This window comes from Nostoc sp. C110, from assembly GCF_043099725.1.
Taxonomy (GTDB): Bacteria; Cyanobacteriota; Cyanobacteriia; order Cyanobacteriales; family Nostocaceae; genus Nostoc; species Nostoc muscorum_A.
In genome coordinates this window covers 6,488,658-6,512,911 of the sequence record NZ_CP171148.1, presented here as the reverse complement: position 1 = coordinate 6,512,911, position 24,254 = coordinate 6,488,658, and the positions used below count along the sequence as shown (strand labels likewise).

The window sequence follows — 24,254 nt, the reverse complement described above, 5'->3', positions numbered from 1 at the left end:
ATGCATAAATCCTAATAATATTTATCGATTGGTTCACCACTTAACCAAGAATCTCCCAAATTGAATTCGGGAGAGTGGCAAAAAACTCCAAATGTATTGTCTTTATCAAATAACAACCTCTTGCTTAGGCTTCCGCACTGGACGCTTGCGTTCGCTGCGACGAACGCCACCTGCCATTTTATACTCATCGCTATTCTTGCCATACCTTGCAGCTACGCTGACTAAGGCATGTTCTGTTAGTTCCATCAGCGACTTTTCGGCAAATTCTAAGGCTCCCTGAGTTAGATCCACGGTGGAGAGGCTGGAGTTATAAGCTTCCAACTTGTCCTGTGTTTTTTTGATGGCGGCGGCAAAGGTGTCAATAGTGACTCCATTACCTAAATCTAAGGTGGAACTAATCGATTTTAAAGCCGCAATCCGACGCTGTGCCCTATCAAGTACTTTAGACCCACGTTTTGGACGTGACATAAGTAACCTTCCTTTTTTTAATCATGCACTAGGATAAAAACTGGCTTATATCCTTGTCTTTACACCATTAGGATAAACAAAACCAAGGTGATTAACACCCGCAATATTCAGTATTATTAAAAGTATTTAGCACAAAAAGCATTTTGTTTATTGCGTGAATTTATTGAGGCTTATCCGAATTCAATAAACAATCGCCCGAATTCAAGAAACAACTGCCCGAATTCAAGAAACGACTGCCCGAATTCAAGAAACAAACGCCCGAATTCAATAAACAATCGCCCGAATTCAATAAACAACTGCCCGAATTCAATAAACAACTGCCCGAATTCAAGAAACGACTGCCCGAATTCAAGAAACGACTGCCCGAATTCAATAAACAACTGCCCAATACGCTTGAGTTAAGCATTTTTTTCTTCTCTCTGCTTCCTCTGCGCCTCTGCGGTAGCCTGCGGCAAGCCGCTCCGCGTCTACGTTAAAAATTTGACTTTGATAAAGGATCTTAGCCTTACCTGAATTGTGTGAAAATTAATACAAATATTTTGGAAGTTGCAAAGATCGCTTTGGCAGCAGGAGATCGGTTGCAAAGTGAGAAATAAACTAGGTTTTGACTACCGCAGCCAATAAAAGGCGAAACTTAACATGCAAATTTGTCATCATGAGAGAAATTACCTATCGATTATTAACTCAGCACCAAGATGACTGAAGCAACAGCAACTCGTCCCAACGCATATATCCAGGAAACTGGCCCGACGATTCATTACCTGGTAGCAATGTCTCAACCAGAAACCCATCTGTTTGAGGTGACTTTACGCATTGTCGATTACCCCTCACCGATTCTCGATTTAAAATTACCAGTATGGACACCCGGTTCCTACTTAGTTCGAGAATATGCCAAGAATTTACAAGATTTTGTGGTTTTTGCAGAGGGTAAGCCTTTACCTTGGCAGAAAATCAGTAAAAATCACTGGCAGGTAGACAAAACAGGTGTTTCAGAATTAACTGTACGTTACCGCATTTTTGCCAATGAGCTATCGGTACGGACAAATCACTTGGATGCTACCCACGGTTATTTCAATGGTGCAGCACTATTTTTTAGACTACCGGGCTGGGATAAGCAACCCATTCGCGTTACCATCGTACCGCCATACCCAGAATGGCAGGTAACAACTGCTCTACCTCCCGTGGGTGAGGAAACAAATACCTTCTGGGCGAGCAATTTTGATACTTTGGTGGATACTCCTTTTGAGATTGGTAGCCATCAATTGTACAAATTTGAGGTCTTGGGAAAACCCCATGAACTGGCAATTTGGGGGAAAGGTAATTACCAAGTTCAGCACCTGATTGCTGATATCCAAAAAATTATTCAGGTAGAAGCGCAGATGTTCGGGGGTTTACCTTATGAACGATATGTGTTTCTGCTACATTTATTTAGCCAAGCTTTTGGCGGTTTGGAGCATAAGGACTCTTGCTCGTTAATTTACCAACGTTTTGGATTTCGCACTCAGGAAAAGTACGATCGCTTTATGCAATTAGTTGCACACGAGTTCTTTCACTTGTGGAATGTCAAACGAATTCGCCCAAAAGCATTAGAAGTTTTTGATTATGACCAGGAAAACTATACACCATCATTATGGTTTTGTGAGGGTACTACTAGTTACTATGACTTGTTAATTCCTTTGCGGGCAGAAATTTATGATGTTAAGTCGTATTTGAATAACTTGAGTAAAGAAATTACCAGATATGAAACGACACCAGGGCGAAAGGTACAACCTGTTTCCGAGTCGAGTTTTGATGCCTGGATAAAACTTTATCGCCCCGATGCCAATAGCGGTAATTCTCAAATTTCTTACTATTTAAAGGGAGAAATGGTATCGTTATTGCTGGATTTACTGATTCGCTCTACTCATGACAATCAGCGTTCCCTCGATGACGTAATGCTGAAAATGTGGCAGCAATTCGGGAAAGATGAAATTGGCTATACTCCAGAACAGTTGCAGGAAGTTATAGAATCTGTCGCCGGAATCGATTTGACTGATTTCTTTAAACGCTACATTGATAGTACTGATGATTTACCTTTTAATCAGTATCTTGAACCCTTTGGCTTGCAGTTGGTAGCTGAACAGCAGGAAGAACCTTACCTGGGTGTGAGAATAAATACAGAGAATGGGCGGGAGATGATTAAGTTTGTGGAAACTGATTCACCTGCACAAATAGGGGGAATTGATGCAGGTGATGAGTTGTTAGCAATTGACGGGATTAAGGTAGCGGCGGGTAGTTTAAGCGATCGCCTGAAAGATTACCAAGCAAACGATACCATCCAAGTCACAGTTTTCCATCAAGACGAACTGCGTACTTATTCCATTACCCTCGCGTCACCACATCCCACTCGATATCAGGTAAAACCTGTTGATCATCCTGACTCTACACAGCAGAAAAACTTTGCTGGATGGCTTGGAGTTGCGATCGCAACTGTTTGATAAAGGGATTGGGCATTGGGCATGGGGCATGGGGTATTGGTTATTAATTCTTCCTCTGCCTCCCCTGCTCCCCTGCTCCCCGGCTCCCCTGCCCCCCTGCTTCTTCCCCATTCCCCACTTCTAAGGCGTTCTCACTGCCCCAGAGTAAATCAAACCCCGTTGCAGATCCAGCGTTATAATCGCTCCATCGCGAATCACCTGCGTTGCCTGCTTCACGCCAACAATCACTGGCACGCCGAGACGTAAGCCAATAACGGCAGCATGACTTGTGAGACTTTCCTCTTCCGTAATAATCCCCGCAGATTTACGAATAGCCTCGACAAAATCGGCACTAGTGCGCGGTGCAACTAATATGTCTCCAGGATTAAAGTTACTAACATCCATGCCAGTATTCGCTACCCGTGCGCGACCACTCACTAAACCTTGTCCTAATCCAATCCCGTGACCTAGTACCGCCGTCACTACCTCAACCTTAATCAAATCTGTGGAGCCAGAAATTCCCTGGAGTGTGCCAGCAGTCATGACTACTAAATCACCCTCAGAGAGTAACTTCAACTCCTGAGCCACATTAATCGCAGCTTGAAATGTCTGACCAGTGGAAGGTAATCCTAGCACCAATAGCGGTTTTACTCCCCACACCATTTGTAGCTGCCGCGCTACATTCACATGGGGGGTAACAGCCAAAATCGGTGTATTGGGACGGAACTTAGAGACATTGCGAGCAGTTGCCCCAGTTTGCGTTAGGGTCATAATTGCAGCTGCGCCTAGTTGTTCGGCAATTTGACCTACAGCTTGACTAATCGCATTAGGAATGGAGCGCCGAGCATCTCTTACGGAACGCAAGTTTAAGTGTTGGGCTTCTTCCTGCTCCATCCGCTCGGCAATCCGCGCCATCGTCGCTACTGCTTCTACAGGGAAGCTACCCACAGCAGTTTCGTTTGAGAGCATCACCGCGTCTGTGCCATCTAAAATCGCGTTTGCCACATCCGACACTTCCGCGCGGGTGGGACGAGGATTGCTCACCATGCTGTCTAACATCTGGGTGGCGGTGATGATGGGAATCCCTAAGCGATTTGCCGTAGCAATTAGCCGCTTTTGGAGTACCGGAACATCTTCTGCTGGCAATTCTACGCCTAAATCGCCTCTGGCAACCATCACGCCATCACACAAAGCCAGAACTGCCTCCATTTGTTCAATGGCTTCATGTTTTTCAATTTTGGCAACCACCGGCACTTGCTTGCCTGTACTGGAAATTAGTTCTTTAATTTCGATCATGTCTTGCGGATTGCGGACAAAGGAAAGTGCCACCCAATCTACACCCTGATCTAGACCAAACATCAGATCCTCTCGGTCTTTGTCGGTCATTGCCTTAATTGACAGGTAAACGCCGGGAAAGTTTACGCCTTTGTTATTAGAAAGTTTACCAGGCACGGTGATGCGACAATGCAAATCACCTTTGTCTCGGTTAATCTCCTCCACGACCATTTCTACTCGTCCATCATCGAGGAGGATTTTTGCACCAACTGGGACTTCTTCGGCTAAATAATCGTAGGTGACGCAGCTAATTTCCTGCGTGCCTACCACCGGACGGTTTGTCAAGGTGAAGCGATCGCCTTTTGCCAAAACTATAGACCCGTTGTCAAACTTCCCCAAGCGAATTTTTGGGCCCTGCAAGTCTTGGAGAATGGCCACTGGCTGATTTAATTCAAAAGCGGTTTGCCGAATTAAGCGAATACTACGCTGATGGTCGGCATGAGTTCCGTGGGAGAAGTTTAGCCGTAGCGTCGTGGCTCCCGCTTCAATAATTGCCTTGAGCATTTCAGGACTGCTAGTGGCGGGGCCAATAGTAGCGACAATTTTTGTCCGGCGCAGAGAATCTCTTAATTGCATAGGGGCTGAAGTGAGGGAGCTATCTGGGAAGTCATCGTAACTTAAGTTGCATCTCCTTTTCAGTTACTGCTATATCAATAGATATAAGCAGTTAGAGAGGTTTTATGGGAGAGTGAGGGCTGTGGGATAGACTAGATATAGTACATCAATCTTGTATCCATCCTCCCAACGAAAGAGTTTATCCCATCAACTTTTTGACAATTGCCATACCCCACTTATCAGTAAAGATTAGTTCTTGTCTGGAATCATAGCGTTATTCATCTACTGATATGCAAAGCTGTGGATAAATATTGCTATACAAAAGGTTACAAAACTTTATTCTTCACTAATATTTATCGTATATTCGTAATGTTTGATTAAGAAGGAGTCAATGTTAGAGATGATCGCATCGGAGGCACGAAAGCCACTGACAATCCCGCCAAAGGAATTTTTAGCGCCTCCTGGTGATTTTAATCCCACGCTATTGCTGTTTTTGGTAGCTGTAGCAATGCTGGTGTTATCTAACTTTGGTTACTGGCTTTGGGAATGGCCCCACTGGCTCTGCTTTAGCGTTAACACTATTGCGTTGCATTGTGCTGGGACGGTTATTCACGACGCTTGTCACCAATCCGCTCATCGCAACCGGGTGATGAATGCGATGTTAGGACATGGCAGTGCGTTGATGCTAGCTTTTGCTTTTCCAGTGTTTACGCGGGTGCATTTACAGCATCATGGCCATGTCAACCATCCCAAAGACGACCCAGATCATTATGTCTCTACGGGTGGTCCACTGTGGCTGATTGCAGTGCGGTTTTTGTATCACGAGGTATTTTTCTTTCAACGGCGACTGTGGCGGAAATATGAGCTATTGGAATGGTTCATCAGCCGTTTAATTGTCGGTGTAATTGTTTATATATCAGTGCAGTACCACTTTTTGGGTTACATTCTCAATTTTTGGTTTATACCAGCTTTTGTAGTGGGGATAGCACTGGGATTATTTTTCGACTATTTGCCCCATCGTCCTTTTGCGGAGCGCGATCGCTGGAAAAATGCTCGCGTCTACCCGAACCAAGTTCTCAATATTCTGATTATGGGACAGAATTACCACTTAATTCATCATCTGTGGCCTTCTATTCCTTGGTATAATTATCAACCTGCGTACTATGTCATGAAGCCACTCCTAGATGAAAAAGGATGTTATCAAACTTCAGGATTGTTGCAGAAAAAGGACTTTTTTGAGTTTGTTTACGACATCTTTCTAGGGATTCGCTTTCATCATCAAAAAGAATAGAGTTGTTGCAGCATTTCCTTTGCTAATTCTAGAGCGGGGATGGCTTGCTCACGGCTGACGCTAGGAAAGTGATCTAAAAACTTATCCAGTGAGTCACCCGCTTCTAGATAATCAAGCAAGGTTTTTAGCGGCACACGAGTACCAACAAAAACAGGAGTTTCCCCCAATATATCGGGGCCACTATGAACAACACGCGATGTGGATGTCATATAGTTACTTGTGTGCGACAGACTAGGTTTTGATCCTAACTCTCATCGTCTTGGAAATCTCAGCATATATTCCATCAATCACGCCATTTTGCATACAGGTAATTATTCAGAATATTTTCATCTTTGCTCAGTAATATATTATTATTTAATAAAGCATTCGCCGTAATAATCCGATCAAAAGGATCGCGAGTCCAAGTAATAGTTAAGCTAGTACTGATAATATCATTAAAGTTTTGATTACATATTTTTAAACCAATTTCCTCGGACAGGTTAGGAATAATCACATCCGGTTTATCTTTAAGACGTTTTATTTCATATAAATACTGTAACTCTAATCTCACAATTGGCGAAATATAAACGTCATTATCATTAATTAATGTTTTAGCAATATCAGTTAATTTATCTGTCAAGCCAGCATAGAGCCACGCTACAACATGAGTGTCAAGATAAATCAATATTAATCTCCTGTTCCCAACTGATATTAACTAAATCATCTGGATTTCCTTGAATAGCATCAGATTTAAATGTTAAGTTTTTAATTTTATCTTTTTTTTCTATAGGAACAATTTTTAATAACTTACCATTTTTGTTAATTTCTAGTGGAATACCTGTTTCTAGTACCTCATCCAGTAGACGCTCAATATTATTACTTAATTCCGTTAGTGTAACCTTTTTCATTGCTTGTCTTAAATATCTACATTCACATTGTTTGATTAGCTTAGATATCATAGCAAAAAATTTTCCCTTACCCTAAAGATTGTTATGGAATGTAGCAACAATACCTCAAATTCTCTAGTTCTGTGGATGTTTGCGATCGTTTCCGACGGGGCGTAGCCCATCGCCATCTTGTCACGGTGCATTATAAAAACCTTTGCGATCGCCTCATCGTTGTTCTAGGCTACAGGAAGCAAGCTACGCTGCGATCGCAGTAATTAAACTCACACAGAACGCCAATTTTCGATTTGCAAGTTAGGTACTCTTTGAAATTCTCGGACATTAGATGTCACCAAAATATAGCTAATTTAAGAAAGCTTCTGATCTGGGCTGCTTGTTCTGCTTCTTTTGAATCAAAAGGTAAAATTGTAATTGAATCTAATAATATTTCAATAGTTGATTGGATTTTAACAGCGCGTTGTGTGTTTATAGCTAATCCATATTTCACCTCCATAACTGTTAGAGATGAAACAAAAATTTCAGTAGGGGAGATTAACTTTATTCGCTTGAGGGTGTTTTCTTCTCCTTTGACAAAATCACTAATGACGCAAGTATCCAGTAAATAACCTATACATAATTAAAGTTCTATTTCGTTCGGTGGTATCAGTTCCTCTCGATATGATTCAAAAATAATACTTTCTTTTATACCTGAATATTGCATGATTATTTCTGGCCATTGGCTGGGTTTAGTTTCTAAGAAGGTGACAAACACTAAACTTTCACTGATACCTTCTGGTGTTTTAGCTAATTCAATTTTGCCGTTTTTATAAATTCCTTGAATTGTTTTTAATATATAGCTTACCTCCTATATAAATTTTAATCTATAGGACTCCTATTTGACTGTTTAAAAAATTTAGTATAACTCAAAGAGACTTCTTGACTATTGCCTGACTACGCAAATAATTTCATAAATGAAATCGGATCGCTATATAAAAATAACCTCTGAAAGCGATCGCACCTTTAATTGGTACTATTATTTAATCGAATTATTTCTACTATTTAATCGAATTATTTCTACACTTAGAGAATAACGAACCGCAGAGGCGCAGAGGACACGGAGCAATCAGAGTTTGAGAAATATTTTGCGTCAGTCCTAACAAAGAATAGAGTTGTTGTATGAAGCGATGCCTAGGTTGGGCTGCGCCAACGGGTCAAAAATCTTTGATTTCAATAACCACATCTGGAGCGATCGCTGCTAGAACCTGCTAACACTGGGTATTAATTGGAAGGAAATCAGCCGTAGAATAGCGATCGCGCCCTTTTTGCTTGGCATTGTACATTGCTTTATCGGCTAAAGCAATGAGTGTATCTGGCTTGATGTCCCAAGTGGGTATGACAGAACTAATACCTAAACTAAGTGTGACGATATCCTTGACATCAGACTTTGCATGAGGAATGGCCTGATCGTGAATTGCTTGTTGAATACTTTCTGCTACTTTGATCGCTCCTACTAAGTCAGTATTGGGGAGGAGTACCGAAAATTCTTCTCCTCCGTAACGCGCTACTAGATCAGCTGGACGATCAACTGTCTGTTGCACTGTTTGCGCTATTCTGATTAGACAATCATCGCCTCCAATATGCCCATAGTAGTCGTTGTAAAATTTGAATTTATCAACATCGAATAAAATCAGTGACAGGGGTTGTTGTTCTCGTGCAAGGCGTTTCCATTCTGCTTGCAGTCGTTCATCAAAGCAGCGACGGTTAGCCACCTGAGTCAAACCATCTAGATTTACCAGTTTTTCTAGTTTCTGATTTGCATCTTCTGCTTTTTCTTTAGCAATTACTAATTCTGCTGTTCTCTCTTGTACCCGTTGTTCTAAAGTTTCAAAAGATGTTTGTAACTGAAGTGCCATATTGTTAAACGATTTTGCCAGTTGACCTATTTCGTCTTTTGAGCTAATTTTGGCGCGGATATCTAAGTTACCTGCGGTAAACTGGAAAACTATATTGGTAAGGGAAATTATTGGCTTTGTTAGCACTTGCCCAATGGCAAAAGCGATAATTGTCACTACTGAAGCGATAATTGCAAATAGAAACATTGCGTCACGAATTTGCTTTTCTACAGGTGCTAGGGCAACAGCAAGGGGTTGTGCGAACAACACAGACCAAGGTTTATATTTTAAACGAGCGATCGCAATCAGATTAACCCGATTACCTGTTGCTGACAAAGATGTAATTAAATCTGACTGTTTATTATCCAATGCTTGCTTAAGTTTTGACTCATTAGTTGCCAATTCTTTGACAGGATAATTAGGCAAACGTCTTTCTTGTTGCAGTTGAGTTACAACATCGGTAGGCAGAGGCACAATTGATTTAAAAACCAGTTCTGAGGCAGTGCTATGTGCCAGATAAATATTATTTTCATCTAAAAGAATAGCAAATGATTTTGCTCCAGCTCGTTCAGTTTCTCTAGTTACTAACTGCTGAACAACAGTCGCATTGTATGAAACACGCAATACACCCAATATATCTCCCTTGGCATTGCGAACGGGACTGCTAAAAAACAGGGTAATAAGGTCAGGAATTATCGGCGATCGCTTCATGCTAGAAACAAAGGATAACCCAGTTTCTAGCGGTTTTTTAAAATAATCTTCAACTGATTCATCTTTGCCAACATTCGGTGTTGTATATGTATCCAATACATTTTTCCCGTTTAAGTCGAGCAAAGAGTATGAGATAATATTGAGCATATCTTTGCGACTGAGACGGATTAATGTTTCTGTCGCCAATTTCATTTCGGGACTGTCATCTCGCTGTTTTGGAGTTAGGCTGAGGTAGCGTGCCAAACCTGGTAAAATCGCCTCTACACGCACGGCATTGAGATTTCCATCAATAAAGGCATCTATTCTGTTAGCAGTTTCGTTAGCCGCCGCAGATAGGGCTTGTTTCGCGTTGTCAGTTAGTGCTTTTTCAGTTGTCTGTTTGTTGATAAATGACAATAACAGCAACGGAATCAAAGCAACAATCAGAAACGAAGTGATCAACTTTGTACGGATGCCGCCCAAAAGAGATTGCTTCATGGCTTTAAACTAGGAGGGAGGCTTCAAGAATGAAGAATTGAACAAAGTTTTTAGCTCAGGAATGCGCGTCACGTTTCCAGAGCGAATAAAAAAGTCTGCATATATCTTGGCAGTTTTGTAGATGGAGTTAGGGCTGCTAGATTGCAATAATTTTTGATTTTCACCTAAATCAATTAGGTTTACTCCCTCCAGAGAGATTGTATTGCGAGGAATTTTTAAGACTTTGCTGATGATAGCGTTTCCTTCCTGAACATTTGCTTTCCAGTAGTTTACTGCTTGCAGCCATCCTCGCACGAATGCACGAACATCTTCAGGGCGATCGCGGATTATCTCACCGCGAAAGACAATCATATCTAAAATCAAGCCAGGAGTTTCTTTGCTGGTAAATAGGATATGTCCCCCCAATTTTCTTGCTTCAGAAAGATGGGGTTCCCAAGTGTGTCCGGCTTGAATAGTATTATTTTTCAGACGTTGAGGAACTTCTGAAGCCTCTGATTTTACTAAGTTCACATCATCGCTGGTTAAGTTGGCAGTTTTCAACATCTCAGTTACGAAAACTTCGCTAAAACCGCCTAGATTTGCACCCAGTTTTTTCCCTTTCAAGTCAGCAACGGTTTTAATTTGTGATTGGGCGACTACTACATCTGCTCCTGTTGATTCATCTACAACCATCACGCATTGTATATCTGGATTTGTGGCGCTCAAGATGATAAAACTTCCCAAAGAATACATAGCACCATCATACTTACCCGCACTGAAATTTCCTTGTTCCAATTGGATGTATCGTTTATGAAGAATTAGTTCCACATCTACCCCTTGGGCTTTGAAGAATCCTTTTTCTTGAGCAATGATGCCTGGATACTCCCCAACAAAATATCCAGATGGTATTTTCAAGGGAGGGCGTTTGAATTCGATTGGTGCCCTCTGACAAGCAAATAGCAAACAGGCCGTAATGATAAAAATACCAGCGTATTTAAGTAGTTTGAACATAGAATATTTGCTATTTTGTAATCATTGCTGCTCAAATATTCAACTAAATTAGCTATCTGTTCAAATTCAAATTAACAGGCAAAATTTTTAAATATTGGATGAAAAAAGTTCTGATTTTATGAATTTATCTGATTGATTTTATGACAAGATTACTATTTGCTTGTCAAGCAGTCTCACAGAAGTGATTAATCATTTTTTGAAATATACAAATTGGGAGCATCCCAATGCAAACAAGTCTACTAAGATAATGAGTCGTCATTGCGTTCGCCTCTGGCGTTCCCGAAGGTATGAAGCGTAGAGCCTTCTCTTCTCTTTCAGAGACGCTAATGCGAACGAGAGGCTTGTCTGCGACACGCTACGCGAACAGCATAGCTTCGCTTAACGCGGTAGCGTCTCGTAAGAGAAGCGGAATGTACTCTTTATAATTCAATTTACACTTTTGACTTAACTGCTGGCTGTGATGTTTGTAAAGGCTGGGGTAAACTCCAGTCGGGACGCAAGCTAGCGGCGTTGCGTAAATAAATATGATGAATTGAGGCGGAGGCTGGCAGATAGGCGTGGATTAAGAACCGAATGCAGCGCTGTAAGCTACCTTCGACGTGCATTTGCTGCACATCCAACATGGCCACATTATCCCAACCTGGACGCGCTCTAGCGATCGCAGCTGGAAAAATCGCATCCAAATCGCGTGTCACTGAGAAAGTCACACTAATCATGTCTGTCGGCTGAAATTGATTCCGATTTTCCAATTCATCTAGTAGTTCTGTAACTACCTCTTGAATTACCTCAACAGTATTTTCTGAAGCAGTTGTTGCTCCGCGAATAGCCCGCATTTGCCACTCCACGCCAAAATCCTCCTAAAAAGATAAAAGTTAGGAGTTAGAAGTTAGGAGTTAGGAGTTAGGAGTTCAAACTCTTAACTTCTCACTCCTAACTCCTAACTCAAGCTAGGGACGATATAACCACAACGGTAAACCACTAGTAGAGACTTCAAATTCGAGCCAATCAATTCCAGATCGAATTCCTGATGAAACCTGACGACTTCCTGGTAGAAGGCGACTCAATAGGGGTTTACGTTCTTCTAGGGTATAGCAGAGAGTTTTTTCCGGATCGAGTCCGACTAATTCTGCTGTCCAGCGACGGGCATCTTCTTCTGTGCCCAGGCGGTCTACAACACCCAATTCTAGGGCTTGCTGTCCAGTAAAAATCCGACCATCGGCGAAACTTTTTACAGCTTCTACTGTTAAAGAACGGCCATCAGCTACCGTTTGGACAAACTGCTGATAACTTGTGTCAATCAACTCTTGCAAGATGTTTTCTTCTGGTTGAGTCAGCTGCCGATCAAAAGCCAAAATGTCTTTGTAAGGGCCAGACTTAATTACCTGGAAGGAAACACCGATTTTTTCTAGCAAGCGTTCCAAGTTATTGCCACGCAAAATCACACCAATACTACCCGTAATTGTACCTGGGTTAGATACGATGTGTTCTGCTCCCATGCCGATGTAGACACCTCCAGAAGCCGAAATATTGCCAAAGCTAGCGACGATTTTAATTTTTTCGCGCAAACGCTTCAGGGCGCTGTAAATTTCTTGAGAATCTCCGACTGTACCGCCAGGGCTATCAATACGCAGCAATAATGCCGGAAATTTTTTTTCTTCTACAGTTTTCAGTGCTTCTAGGACGCGTTTGCGAGTCGCACCGGCGATCGCACCAGTAATTTCAATCCGCGCAATTTGTTTTCTAAACTTGGGCTTAAACGGCCAAACCATGAGCTGTAAACATTCCTCGTAATAAACTCAATATAAGATCCCCAGAGGTCAGACGACCTTCTTTGCTCTGTTAAGAAACATGAGCAGGCATTATGTTTATCAGGATTTTAAGGAAATTTTTATATTTTGCAGTGAGTTTTATTTGATATTCTCGATGAATGCTAATAAATTCCTTAAAAATTGCAGCCAACACAAAATGCCAAACTCTAGTTTAGCGTCCAATGTGGTGGTTTAGCACAGACTATTTTAGCTATTTTGCATAACTCAAAGTTTCAAAGCCCTTATTCTACTAGCTTTTTGACTGTTTTTGGATTTGTTTACTACAGTCGGGCATACGGAACATTTATCAGTAATTAATAACTAATAACTAATTAATAATAAGTATTTAATTAATAATTTTGGTACTCAATTTAATTAATAAAATTTCATTCAGTAACACTAATCCCTGTTTAGGTTAAGACCAGTAGTACTTTCATTTTGGGGAATCTCAATTTTTCCTCTCTTGTACAACCCATGAACACCTGACGAAGATATTCACATCATTCAGGAGTCTATTCGTAAAATTTGATACCGATAGTAAACATAAGTATCAAACAGTGACCCGACGAAACTACAGGTCAAGCTAATTACAAATAATCCACGCAGGGGAGTCCCACTGCCAAAGGTGGCGAGAAAACGTATAATCTCAGTGGCGATCGCCTCAGTTAACTCTTGTAAACCCGGAAAGGAACCGATAAGGGATAAAAGGAGCAGTCCACCGCCAACGAAGAAGATGGGAGCGACAAAACTAAATATGATCGTAAGTACTAAGGAGCGGAGAAAGTTAATGAAAATAGTCATTTAGGACAAACTCCGTGAGTAGAGATGACAATAGCTAGATAGCGGTTTGTCATTTTCTACAATACGTGCGATCGCTCCAAAGCAGACAATCTGTCAAAAATCTTAAGTTTTCATTAAAAGAAATGGCTACCAGTTACAACACGTGCTGGGGATATAAAAAATGTCTTAAATCTCTAAAAGCCTTGCAAAATAAAGGTTTTAAATAAGATTAACACCTATTTATTGGTTTGCAGCACCTTTAATAATAGCTTTCTTTCCTGAGAGGATTTTTAATCTAAGTTAATATTCAGCCCCGTTGGGAGTAGAAACAGGGGACATGGGAACAGGGGGAAAATAATAATATAACGCCGTGTGCGACTTTCTCTCTAGACCTAACCCCCAACCCCTTCCCTACAAGGGAAGGGGAGCAAGAATCAAAGCCTATCGACCTTTCGGGGAGAGGTTTGGAGAGGGGTTTCAAGAATAAGTTGCACATCGCGTAATATACCTCTTTCCCGTCTGCTCCCAGCTAAGAACCCCTCTGCCTCTTTTCAATCCGCAATCCCCCATTCCCTATCCCAACGACTTCCGCTATTCTTAAGGCAGTTACCGAGTTAGCTACAGAACATTGAACCAGACTACATCCAAATCCAGTTTAGGAGAATGGAGTCAGCGATTGCTGGCAGCGATTTTTCTGGGTGGGCAAGTACTAGTTCACCTATTGAGGGGCAAAATCCATCGGCGCAACACCTTAGAACAAATGGCAGCAGTTGGGCCAGATTCCCTATTTATTGCCCTATTGACGGCTATTTTCGTCGGCGCGGTGTTTACCATTCAAGTGGCGCGGGAATTTATCAACTTTGGTGCAGGAAACATTATCGGGGGGGTGCTTTCTATAGCGTTGACACGAGAACTCTCTCCCGTGTTGACAGCAGTGGTTTTAGCTGGGCGAGTCGGTTCTGCCTTTGCAGCCGAAATCGGTACCATGCGCGTCACAGAACAAATCGATGCCATGTTGATGTTAAAAACAGATCCAATCGATTATCTGGTCATTCCCCGCGTTATTGCTTGCTGTTTAATGCTACCAATTTTAACCCTCCTGTCTTTGATCACAGGGATGTTCGGAGGATTCATAATTGCGACAAATGTCTACAACCTGTCTGATACGGTATTTCTAGACTCAGCCCGTAACTTTCTTGGGATCTGGGATATTATTAGCGCCATGCTTAAGGCGTGTTGCTTTGGGATTTTAATCGCCGTAATTGGTTGCAGTTGGGGATTGACGACAACAGGAGGAGCCAAAGGAGTAGGACAGTCAACCACAACTGCTGTTGTGACTGCCTTGCTAATTATATTTGTTAGCAACTTCTTTCTTTCTTGGTTAATGTTTCAAGGACTTGGCAGTGCATTTTTGAAAGGCTTATAAAAGTGAGAAGTGAGTATTTAGGAGTTAGGAGTGATGAGTTAAAACTCCTCACTCCTGTAGAGACACGATTAATCGCGTCTCTACTTCTGACTTCTAAAATAAGAGATATGTTTACTAATAAAGCAGGATTTAAAACTGTGACCAGTTCATTTGCTCCTAACTCCACATCAACTGTGGAACTCAAGCCTAGTTACAATATACCTATAGTGTTGGTGATTACTGCTATTCCACTACTGTTGGTACAACCGTGGATAGGCGCTGTTTTCACACTGTTTGGCTTATTTCTCATGTTTCAGGCGTTAACGCTGCGTTTGCAATTTACCGTCACCGACTTAGATATTTACAGAAATGAAAAATTGATTCGGCGCTTTCCCTACCAGGAATGGCAAAACTGGCGGATCTTCTGGAATGGAGTCCCCATTTTGTTTTACTTTAAAGAAATTAAAAGTATTCACTTTTTGCCGATTTTATTTGACCCCAACATGTTGAGAACTTGCTTAGAACAACGTTGTCCGCGTATTTAGTGCTGAGTGCCACGAGTGCTGAGTCATTTTGCTCTCAACTCATAACTCAGCCCTTGTGACTCAGGACTTTTATGGCAGGTTAATTGTAATATTTCTGAAAGCTATTTATTCGCGTCATAGGAATTACACTATTGTTTATGAACCCAGAGGCATCTCAAACCCCAGAACCAATTGATGAGCGGTTGGCAGAAAAAGAAGAGCAAAACAATGCAGTTGAACATCCAGTCAATCCATCTGTTGAGTCAGTGGGAGAAACAGGAGGCGTTAGCTCATCAGAAAACTACGCAACTTTTGAGCCACTCATCTCCAATGCAGAAGTGGTAGATACTACAGTAGAGCTAACAGAAAATTCAAATGGCGAGTTTGTAGCGCAGTCGGAACCGGAAAACACCGCACTGGGGTCAGAAATAGAATCAGAAAATCATCCATTATATGCAGAAGCAGAGCAGCGAGTAGCAGAGTTGCAAAAGGCTGAAGCAGCCCTCAAGGAAGAAATAGTTAAGCTACAAGCTTCTTATAAAAACCTTCAGGCACAAGTGAGTGAAACTCAAACCTCACTGGGACGAATTGTGCAAGAGTCGCTGGTGCAGTTAGAGCAACGGAAACAAACCCTGCAAATTTCTGTAGAACAACTAGAACGCCGTCAAGAACGTATCCGCAACGAGATGCGAACCACTTTTGCTGGTACATCCCAAGACTTGGCAATTCGGGTGCAGGGTTTTAAAGACTATCTCACGGGTAGCTTACAGGATTTAGCCGTTGCTGCTGAACAGTTGCAACTAACACCAAGTGTGGTGGAAAGAGAAAAACCAGCTGTAAAAGAGGCTAAACCTGTTGAATCGCAACCTGGAATACCTCAATTTGCCCAACAGCAGTTTCAAGATACTACAAAGCAAATTCGCCGCCTAATCGACCAATACCGTAATAAACCAGATTACTACGGCCCAGCATGGCAACTACGCCGTACCTTTGAACCAATCCATGCAGAGCGAGTCTCGAATTGGTTTTTTACCCAAGGGGGACGGGGTGGTTTACGGACAATGGGTAGCCGCTTACAGAATATTCTGATTGCCTCAGCTGCAATTTCGATATTACACAAGCTGTATGGCGATCGCATTCGTACTTTAGTCTTAGCTAATACACCAGAGCGATTAGGTGAATGGCGGCGCGGCTTACAAGACTGTCTGGGAATCGGTCGCCCAGATTTTGGCCCAGACCGGGGTGTAGTATTATTTGAGGCTTCTGATGCTCTCGCTCAGAAAGCAGACCGATTGACGAAAGCCAATCAACTGCCCTTTATTATCATTGACGATTCAGAAGAGCAAATCAGTTTGTCACTGCTGCAATTTCCTCTGTGGTTAGCCTTTGCTCCTGACCCCAAAACCGTGAGAAACTATGATGATGACTTTTAATTAGTCATTGGTCATTGGTCATTGGTCATTGGGCATTGGGCATTGGGAATTGGGCATTGGGCATTGGTCATTGGGTATACCAAATTCTATGTGAGACTGGACTTTATTTAGTAAGTCGGTGAGAATAAACCAAATTATGTTATGAAACATAAATAGGTTTAAAACCCTTATCAATAACAAAGGACAAAGGACAGCCCCCGCCAGTTAACTTTAATTGTGCCGACTTACTTAGGGGCAATTAATAAATTGCCTCTCTAGTATCTAGTTCTGTGTAATTGCTATAGGTGCATCTTCTTTCAAGAATGGTATTAAGAGATATTTCTCTAGATTTTTAAACTTTATTATGGCTATCTGGTTAAGTCTGTGCGGCGTAATAGTACTTATAGCTTACCTGCTGGGTTCTTTTCCCACTGGGTATATTGCTGTGAAGCAGTTAAAAGGTATCGATATTCGGGAAGTTGGTTCAGGTTCCACCGGCGCAACTAATGTGCTAAGAACCTTGGGGAAAGGGCCAGGAGCATTTGTTTTAGTACTTGATGCCTTAAAGGGAGTATTAGCGATCGCTCTAGTTTACTGGTTATTCAAGTTTGCCTCTAGTCAAAATTTTATCCCTCCAACGATAGATGCACAACTGTGGCAACCGTGGCTAGTAACCCTAGCTGGATTAGCTGCCATTTTGGGACATAGTAAATCGATTTTTTTAGGCTTTACTGGTGGTAAATCTGTTGCTATCAGCTTGGGGATTTTATTGGCCATGAGTTGGCAGGTAGGTTTAGCAACAGCTGGTGTGTTTGCCGTCGTTGTGGCGATATCGCGGATTATCTCTTTGAGTTCAATTGTAGGTGCGATCGCTGTTTCCATTTTCATGGTAATTTTGCATCAACCGTTACCCTATATTCTGTTTGGGATTGCCGGAGGATTATATGTAATTTTGCGTCATCGCACTAATATTGAACGACTGTTTGCTGGTACTGAGCCAAAAATTGGGCAAAAGGTAGCGACACCAGAACAAACTGTATAATTTACCAACCGCAAAGAGATATATTTTGTCCCCAGCTTCAGCCAGGTTTAAGTTTATGAATTAACGTTCCCTTTCATTAAACGGTGGATGAGGCGGCAAGGCCAGAAAAAAGCTCCACAGATACTTACTGAAGCGATCGCGGCCACAACTCGCCAAGTAGAATTGGTTCCAGTGGCAGACTCTGAAGGGTTAGCTTGTTGTGTACTTTTAGCTAGTTCTGGCACTGAACGAGATAGCTGGCTGGCTGTACTCACCCCTTCAATTGCGGCTCCAATTAGATAAGCTACTAGGGCGATTACTAGCCAGTGATTCATAATATTCAACTGTTTCAACTCTGAGCGTATGCTTGGCATTAAGCAATCGATTTCTCGCGCTAATGATTGCCGCCTTGCCCGAAGGATAACCGGCCTTCAGCCGTATCACGAATGAGAGGCAGTTTAGATTTTATATAAGTATTGAGGCTGCTATCTGCCTGGGCATCAAGAACCTGCTTCGCTTTTAACTGCTGGAGGAGTAATTGTACTAAAGCAGCATCGTCAAAATGGAGCAGGGTGTTGACCTGGGTAGACTCGATTACAGCCCAAAGCTGTTGCATCATTTTCGCAGTCACCATGAGTCTGTAACCTCTTAAGCTTTTCTTTATAATTACACAGATTTTGAATTTGTGCTTGATTTTTATCTGAAGAATTATAAAGATGTCGGCTTAAAATACCTGAGTAAGTAAGTTGGGCGTAAATAATTGTCGTTGGGATAAGGCAATAGGAAAAAGGTAAAATGCAATAGGTATAAGGGTTTTAGCCTAGTTCATTTTTATTTACATAGTTTGATTTTATTGTGACAACTTGCTTAAGCCAATATGGTTAAGTTATGGCGTTTTTGGATTGATTGAAATACAACCCTTCTCATTCATGATTCTTTATCCTAATGGCGGTGTATAGCGGTTCTCAATTGTATGGAACCCTTGTAGCCTCTCTTCTTTTAGAGTTGCCATTAGCATCTCCAGAAATTAAATATGCGTTACCCAGAAACCTTGTAGAGACTTAGCAATGCTAGGTCTCTATTTTTCGGACATGTCTATTAAAGCAAGAATTTTAGAAAGCCACAATGCAGATATACCTAAGCATTAGCACTTTTTGTCAAAGCTAAACTTCAGTGGTTGTTGAGTAGTACTTTTGAAGTTTATTGTCGAACTTTCGCACAAGCTCCTTCTTGACCAGAAGGATCGGAAAAAATTGCTAAAGTGTGATATTCAGGATTATCTGTTCCATATATCACTCGAAAAGTATATAACTTATTTCTACCTTGCGCTTCGGTAACAACTGTTAAAAGTGTATTCTTAGTAAGAGGAAGTCCAGGAATGTTTAGCTTTTTAATTCGTCTGAGTTGAATTACATTTGCTGCGGAGTTTTTACAATCTCCTATATTAGTATTAGCTTGTTGACCAAACTGCATACATACAGGGCCATCAAAATCTAGAGTTACCTGTGATGGATCGTTTAACCAAACTTTTTTAATTACTTCTCCAGATGGAAGAAAACTTAAGTTTGTTCCTTGTTGATACCAAATCTTGATTGTAGGTATTAGTCCACCTAAACCCTGCGCTTGACAGGAAAAGATGGAACGCAGAACAGCATTATTAGCACCAGCACGTCCTACCAACAATAACATAGCAACCGAGAAAATTAAGGAAGCTAGAGGTAGGAAATAAGAATTATGTGAGCTATTTCCTGACAAGTTAGTATTCTTTTTCATGGTTGCAAATTAGGAGATTGGTAGAATAGGTGAAAATAGGGAAGATGGCAAGAAAACTAATTAATTAATTACCATTACCCAATGCAAATTTAAAATTGGTATAAATCCTACCTCTTAAAACTGAGTTACTTGATTAACGTATATTTCAATATTTGTACCGGCTGGCAAAAACCAAATATTCGTTTGCTGGGACATTTGGGCGATCGCCTGTTGATTACGTTGGGCAATTTGGGGAACTACAGAGTTCAAACCACCTTCCACAACCCCGGCTGCAATATCGCGTCTGTTTTTAGTGACAGTAGTAAGAGTTGTGCTGCTACTGGTGTTGCCGTCAACGGTAGTTTGTGAAGTAAGTGGTTGCAGTTCAGTATCACTACGATTTATTAACTCTGCTGCTTTCCCAATACCTCCCAAAACGAATAGTCCTAAATCCATCGATGCTATGGACGAACCTTGACTGGGAAATTTATTTGCAATTAAAGGTTTACCTTGGGTAGCGCGAATAATAATTGCATTGTTAGGTAAGCTTCGTTCTATCGGATTGCCATCATTTTGCGAGACAACTTTGACTACGTTCATCTGCAAAAGACCTTGTTCGGAGAGGGAGCTAATTTCAGCTAGGAATTCGGTATTTGCAGGTAGAGCGATCGCACCATCGGTAGATTTTAGCGGTTCTTTTAATCGGATCACAAATACGTTTTTCTGTTCACCTGTATCACCGCCGCCACCGTTTGACTTGGTAGTTTCCCCAAATATTGCCGTCGCCAACACAGCTTTGGCACTACTTCCTACTGCTACAGATTTTTGTCCCTGCTGTTGCGCTTGACTGACTAGAGGAGCAGGAGTTTGCTGTTGTGGAGTTTGCTCAGGATTGGGGTTTGGTGTTTGTTGCTGCGGCTGTGGATTGTTTGGAGGTTCAGAAGCAGCTACCGTGTTATTAGGTTGATCGTTGGCATTTACTTGACCGTAGCTACCTAACTTTGATAATTTTGTCCACTCTTCAAATGGGTTTGGTGGAGCTGGTGGAGTGATATTAACTACGGGTTGAGTATTTGGCTTCACAACTGGCAGTTGAGAAGCAGGTACTTTGACAATGCGCTCAACTGTCACTGTTCGAGGTGCGTAAGCTATTGGTGGGGGTGTTGGGATCACTTTCTGGGTACCTCTAGAAGAAATTGATGGTTCTCGTAAGGCTACTTTAGGCGTTGATTTGGCAATTCTGAGTTGTTGTTGGGCGGCTCTTACCAACTGTGCTTGTTCAGTCAGGGCTAATTTCGTTTTCAGAGTATCTACTTCGACTGCTAGCTGTTGAGAGGTCGATTCATTAATTGGTTGCTCACGCACCGGTGGGGAAACAATATTTTTTGGCTTCTGATTGCTAGTACCCATCAACTGGGATAAAAACACACCACCCACCAAAACGATCGCTAAAGTAGCAGCCCCTACCAAGCCTAATTTTGCAAAAGGGTTAGATGAGAGGGGTTGCTTAGTCTGGACTTCTTGTGGTTGATAAGGAGACTCTTGCGGGATTACAGAGTCTTCCGATGTTTGAGGATCTCCAGAAAAAGATTCTTCTTCTAAGCCAACCAACTTTGAGATCCGTGATTCCCAATCAAAAGATTCTACTTCTGGTTGGCGATCGTCGGTGGTTAGAGCAAATCCATTTTGAGGAGGCGTTTGGGCAGGAATTGAGTATCGAGTCATGGTAAAGCTTAGTTGGGATTTCCAGAACAATTTTTATCTTGGATTTCACAGACATTATAAATTTCTAATCTGGCTTCACCAAGGCGGTAAGCTGCGAAGTGCGTCGGGAGTGGCGCATTTGGTAGTGAAGTTGCTGGTTCATCTATTGCTCTAACTAAAATTTGTTTATTAAACGAAACTGATTTTCCCAACCTATCATAACCGCTAAAAATTAATTGATTGGCAAACATCTCTACTTTCCAGTTTCCCTTACTGATTTCTGTTGGTTGAGAAATTTTTTGGATTACTAATACATTCTCAGTTCCTCTACTAACATTTTCAAATTGACTATCTGGATTTAAATTAGTAATTTCTGACTTAAGTTTTTGTTTAAAATCATCAGCTACCAGTTGAGAAGTAATTTCCCAGACCTGTGTAGGTGGCTGTTGTTGTGACCAGTTAAGCATTAAGCTCATCGTTTCAGCCACAAAGCGCCGAATAGCCTCTGGCTGTCGCTCTAAATTTGGTTGAGCGTCTACTGTTATAGTGCGGCCATCAACAAGTTGTACCAAACTTTGAGGTGTAAGTTGCCGACTTAACTGTTGTAACATAGACCCATGAAATATTAGTAAAAGCAAGGTTAATACATGTAAACCAAATGTTCCTACTGCCAAGAGTGGTAATGGGCTATTTCTCTTATTTTCTGGTTTAAGTAATTGCATTAATAATTGATTATATAAATTGAACTATGACTCAGTGAATTAAAAAGCTTTTATTTTATAAAGCTATCAGAGGTTTATCCAGCCCTGCATTGCTTTAAATTATCTTCATTAAGGTTGTTATACCCATCTAGCAAACATAAATTACGAATTTCATAAATTTCTAGTTTATCAGTGCGGACACTATAAATTGCTTTTTGCAAGTCTGTGACGTTGTTGGCTTGGGGATTACCAAAATAATCTACTGCACGGACAAGTAAATCTTTGTTAAAAGGAGTGACGATTTTTTCACCACCAACTCGATTCTTTTGAATTAAGTCGGCTACCATCCCCACTCGCCACTTACCTGGTGCAATTTGTTTTGGGGGATAAACTCGCTTAATAATTAATTGTGATGTCATAACTTGGTTAGGATTTTCCGAGAAAACTTCTGGCGGGGTCATTTCTGCAACTGTGCTTAAGAAACCTTTGCGAAAGTCTTCTGATAAGGCAAAACTTGCGATCCAAGTGCTAGTACTAATTTTTTGGCTACTACCTTGGGGTGTTCTAATTAGAATTCCTAAATCTGCTTTAGGATTTGCAACTTCTTCGATATTTTGTGGTGGTAAGGTTCCCGACCAGGTAAACATTGATATCATCGTTTTGCTGATGAATCGGCGAATTGCTTCTGGTTCTCTTGCTAAATCATCAATATTGCCTACTGGTTTACCATCTATTAATTGCACAAAGTTGGGAGGTTTTCTCAGACTAAGTTGGCGAATATTTAGCCCTTGAAATATGAATAAAAGTAAAACTAATACATGTAAACTGAAGGACGCGATCGCAAAAATTGTCAAAACACTTCCCGTTCTTTGTCTTTTTTCTAGTAGACGCACCATTTATTCATCTCCTCCTGCAAAAAACTTCAGCCATTATATATGATGATTTGCGTATAGTCGGCAGTCAGGAAAATAGCCAATATTTAGATAGATTTTTCTTTGGAAATATTGAGTTGCTTATATCCTCTCCTTCACTAAAGAAGCCGTATTGCTAATAGCACTGAAGACTGCAAAACCGCCAGCCGCAGCTACAAGTAACGATAAAAGTGGTGCTAAAATTCCTAGAAAAATAATGAACCACATTAAATCTGGATCAACATTAGCATCTTGACCTGGACCATTGACAATAACTGCGGCAGTCAGTACCGCAATAATATTGAATGAAATCTTGGCAATTCCAATAGATAAAAATCCAGTCAGCCATGCGAAGATTGGTTTCCCCGCTACAGGTAGTAAAGACCCACCTACAGCTATTGGCCCTAAAGCTGCTATCAGCAACATCGTAGCTTCTATCAAATTCTGAAAGGCATATTGTAACGAGACTAAAAAGTTTTTGATACTCGTTTGGACTGTAGAACCTAATAAAGAATTAAATGAGGTTTCTGATACAATGCCAGTGCCATATCTAATGTTATCTACCTTAGTTTGTAGTCTAATTATCCAATTTTTATTCCCATATATATCTCTATATTTTTGCCAAAGAATGTTAACTTTTTCGGCAGCTTTGACAAAGCATTGACTTTGTTGTTCGCCGGTCAGTGATTGACATGGACGCAGCAAAGAGCCAGCTACTTCTTCGGCAACACTCATATTCAGTGCTTGCTGGTACATTTTGTCTGCATCTGCTGATACCACGACTTGCTGATTCACAGTGTTTAGAAAATTCCGCACTCCTAGTGTCAGATTAGAAAGAATACTTCCATTGGCTGAATTACTTAAGAGGATCACCACAATAAAAGGCCAAATTAAAGCTGATATGGGACGGGTATATTCATAGGATAGTAAGTCTTTGAGGAATTGTATCATGAAAAACAACAGGGTTCCTACCGCAAAAAAAATACCCAGATTTGTCAGCGCCCCATACAAGTTATTACTACTGTTATTTTGTAATAAATCTAGCCATTGCTTATCCCAACCTTCGGCAATACTTTGAGAGGTTGCGGCACCATTATCAAGAATCTCATCAATGCCTACTTGGGCAAAAATTTGTTGAATAGCAAGTTGCATGTTCAGTTAACTAACTGTCTTTTAAAAAATGTATTTTCTAGAATCA

At 41.2% G+C, this 24,254-nt stretch carries 25 protein-coding genes; 7 read left to right on the top strand and 18 right to left on the bottom strand.

The window, feature by feature from the left end:
* Nucleotides 1-105: 105 nt before the first annotated feature.
* Complete coding sequence (locus ACFFRD_RS32955) at nt 106-468, bottom strand: hypothetical protein (RefSeq protein WP_392480037.1); 363 nt, start codon at nt 466-468, stop codon at nt 106-108.
* A 695-nt stretch (nt 469-1,163) separates the two neighbouring features.
* Here ACFFRD_RS32955 and ACFFRD_RS32950 point away from each other — a divergent pair.
* Complete coding sequence (locus ACFFRD_RS32950) at nt 1,164-2,945, top strand: M61 family metallopeptidase (RefSeq protein ID WP_392480035.1); 1,782 nt, start codon at nt 1,164-1,166, stop codon at nt 2,943-2,945.
* Nucleotides 2,946-3,065: 120 nt separating this feature from the next.
* On the opposite strand, the gene pyk is transcribed toward ACFFRD_RS32950, so the two are convergent.
* Complete coding sequence (gene pyk, locus ACFFRD_RS32945) at nt 3,066-4,835, bottom strand: pyruvate kinase (protein ID WP_392480033.1); 1,770 nt, start codon at nt 4,833-4,835, stop codon at nt 3,066-3,068.
* Nucleotides 4,836-5,214: 379 nt separating this feature from the next.
* Between pyk and crtR the strand changes: the two genes are divergently transcribed.
* The gene (gene crtR, locus ACFFRD_RS32940) at nt 5,215-6,105 is read left to right on the top strand and encodes a beta-carotene hydroxylase (RefSeq protein ID WP_114082996.1); all 891 of its coding nucleotides are present in this window, start codon (nt 5,215-5,217) and stop codon (nt 6,103-6,105) included.
* Here crtR and ACFFRD_RS32935 read toward each other — a convergent pair.
* The 3 genes from ACFFRD_RS32935 to ACFFRD_RS32925 all read right to left on the bottom strand — a co-directional run bounded on the left by ACFFRD_RS32935 (nt 6,093) and on the right by ACFFRD_RS32925 (nt 6,992).
* A complete protein-coding gene (locus ACFFRD_RS32935; protein ID WP_392480031.1) occupies nt 6,093-6,314 on the bottom strand; it encodes a DUF433 domain-containing protein in 222 nt (73 codons plus the stop codon). The genes crtR and ACFFRD_RS32935 overlap by 13 nt on opposite strands.
* A 74-nt stretch (nt 6,315-6,388) precedes the next feature.
* The gene (locus ACFFRD_RS32930; RefSeq protein ID WP_114082853.1) at nt 6,389-6,769 is read right to left on the bottom strand and encodes a type II toxin-antitoxin system VapC family toxin; all 381 of its coding nucleotides are present in this window, start codon (nt 6,767-6,769) and stop codon (nt 6,389-6,391) included.
* Nucleotides 6,756-6,992 carry a type II toxin-antitoxin system Phd/YefM family antitoxin gene (locus tag ACFFRD_RS32925; protein WP_114082854.1) on the bottom strand — a complete coding sequence of 79 codons (237 nt, stop codon included), beginning with the start codon at nt 6,990-6,992 and terminating at the stop codon, nt 6,756-6,758. Before ACFFRD_RS32925 ends, ACFFRD_RS32930 begins: the two co-directional genes overlap by 14 nt.
* A gap of 122 nt (nt 6,993-7,114) precedes the next feature.
* On the opposite strand from ACFFRD_RS32925, the gene ACFFRD_RS32920 reads away from it, so the two are divergent.
* Nucleotides 7,115-7,246 (top strand): hypothetical protein, encoded by a 132-nt coding sequence (locus tag ACFFRD_RS32920; protein ID WP_392480028.1) that lies wholly within the window; start codon nt 7,115-7,117, stop codon nt 7,244-7,246.
* A 71-nt stretch (nt 7,247-7,317) separates the two neighbouring features.
* On the opposite strand, the gene ACFFRD_RS32915 is transcribed toward ACFFRD_RS32920, so the two are convergent.
* The 6 genes from ACFFRD_RS32915 to ACFFRD_RS32890 form a co-directional block, all read right to left on the bottom strand.
* A complete protein-coding gene (locus ACFFRD_RS32915; RefSeq protein WP_392483226.1) occupies nt 7,318-7,572 on the bottom strand; it encodes a PIN domain-containing protein in 255 nt (84 codons plus the stop codon).
* Nucleotides 7,573-8,233: 661 nt separating this feature from the next.
* Nucleotides 8,234-10,048, bottom strand: coding sequence for a diguanylate cyclase domain-containing protein (locus ACFFRD_RS32910; RefSeq protein WP_392480027.1), 1,815 nt, complete (start codon nt 10,046-10,048; stop codon nt 8,234-8,236).
* A gap of 9 nt (nt 10,049-10,057) precedes the next feature.
* The gene (locus ACFFRD_RS32905) at nt 10,058-11,038 is read right to left on the bottom strand and encodes an ABC transporter substrate-binding protein (RefSeq protein ID WP_392480025.1); all 981 of its coding nucleotides are present in this window, start codon (nt 11,036-11,038) and stop codon (nt 10,058-10,060) included.
* A gap of 431 nt (nt 11,039-11,469) precedes the next feature.
* Nucleotides 11,470-11,883, bottom strand: a complete 414-nt coding sequence (aroH, locus tag ACFFRD_RS32900) for a chorismate mutase (protein ID WP_392480023.1) — start codon at nt 11,881-11,883, stop codon at nt 11,470-11,472.
* A gap of 102 nt (nt 11,884-11,985) precedes the next feature.
* Nucleotides 11,986-12,807, bottom strand: a complete 822-nt coding sequence (gene sppA, locus ACFFRD_RS32895) for a signal peptide peptidase SppA (RefSeq protein ID WP_163930209.1) — start codon at nt 12,805-12,807, stop codon at nt 11,986-11,988.
* 543 nt (nt 12,808-13,350) lie between these two features.
* Nucleotides 13,351-13,647 (bottom strand): hypothetical protein, encoded by a 297-nt coding sequence (locus tag ACFFRD_RS32890; RefSeq protein WP_114082862.1) that lies wholly within the window; start codon nt 13,645-13,647, stop codon nt 13,351-13,353.
* A 607-nt stretch (nt 13,648-14,254) separates the two neighbouring features.
* Between ACFFRD_RS32890 and ACFFRD_RS32885 the strand changes: the two genes are divergently transcribed.
* From ACFFRD_RS32885 to plsY, 4 genes are all read left to right on the top strand, one after another.
* Nucleotides 14,255-15,052, top strand: a complete 798-nt coding sequence (locus ACFFRD_RS32885; protein WP_114082863.1) for an MlaE family lipid ABC transporter permease subunit — start codon at nt 14,255-14,257, stop codon at nt 15,050-15,052.
* Nucleotides 15,053-15,159: 107 nt separating this feature from the next.
* Complete coding sequence (locus tag ACFFRD_RS32880; protein WP_392480021.1) at nt 15,160-15,576, top strand: DUF3119 family protein; 417 nt, start codon at nt 15,160-15,162, stop codon at nt 15,574-15,576.
* A gap of 137 nt (nt 15,577-15,713) precedes the next feature.
* Entirely contained in the window at nt 15,714-16,988 is a 1,275-nt protein-coding gene (locus ACFFRD_RS32875) for a DUF3086 domain-containing protein (protein WP_392483225.1), read from the top strand.
* 343 nt (nt 16,989-17,331) lie between these two features.
* A complete protein-coding gene (gene plsY, locus ACFFRD_RS32870) occupies nt 17,332-18,009 on the top strand; it encodes a glycerol-3-phosphate 1-O-acyltransferase PlsY (protein ID WP_392480019.1) in 678 nt (225 codons plus the stop codon).
* A 53-nt stretch (nt 18,010-18,062) separates the two neighbouring features.
* On the opposite strand, the gene ACFFRD_RS32865 is transcribed toward plsY, so the two are convergent.
* The 7 genes from ACFFRD_RS32865 to ACFFRD_RS32835 form a co-directional block, all read right to left on the bottom strand.
* On the bottom strand, nt 18,063-18,323 hold the full coding sequence (locus ACFFRD_RS32865; protein WP_392480018.1) for a hypothetical protein: 261 nt from the start codon (nt 18,321-18,323) through the stop codon (nt 18,063-18,065).
* Between the two features lie 59 nt (nt 18,324-18,382).
* Nucleotides 18,383-18,622, bottom strand: a complete 240-nt coding sequence (locus ACFFRD_RS32860) for a hypothetical protein (protein ID WP_114082867.1) — start codon at nt 18,620-18,622, stop codon at nt 18,383-18,385.
* A 566-nt stretch (nt 18,623-19,188) separates the two neighbouring features.
* On the bottom strand, nt 19,189-19,761 hold the full coding sequence (locus ACFFRD_RS32855; protein WP_392480017.1) for a hypothetical protein: 573 nt from the start codon (nt 19,759-19,761) through the stop codon (nt 19,189-19,191).
* Nucleotides 19,762-19,875: 114 nt separating this feature from the next.
* Entirely contained in the window at nt 19,876-21,465 is a 1,590-nt protein-coding gene (locus tag ACFFRD_RS32850; RefSeq protein ID WP_392480015.1) for a hypothetical protein, read from the bottom strand.
* An 8-nt stretch (nt 21,466-21,473) separates the two neighbouring features.
* Nucleotides 21,474-22,166, bottom strand: a complete 693-nt coding sequence (locus ACFFRD_RS32845) for a hypothetical protein (protein ID WP_190936936.1) — start codon at nt 22,164-22,166, stop codon at nt 21,474-21,476.
* A 74-nt stretch (nt 22,167-22,240) separates the two neighbouring features.
* On the bottom strand, nt 22,241-23,041 hold the full coding sequence (locus ACFFRD_RS32840) for a hypothetical protein (RefSeq protein WP_179074143.1): 801 nt from the start codon (nt 23,039-23,041) through the stop codon (nt 22,241-22,243).
* A gap of 117 nt (nt 23,042-23,158) precedes the next feature.
* On the bottom strand, nt 23,159-24,208 hold the full coding sequence (locus ACFFRD_RS32835; protein ID WP_163930188.1) for a hypothetical protein: 1,050 nt from the start codon (nt 24,206-24,208) through the stop codon (nt 23,159-23,161).
* Nucleotides 24,209-24,254 lie beyond the last annotated feature (46 nt).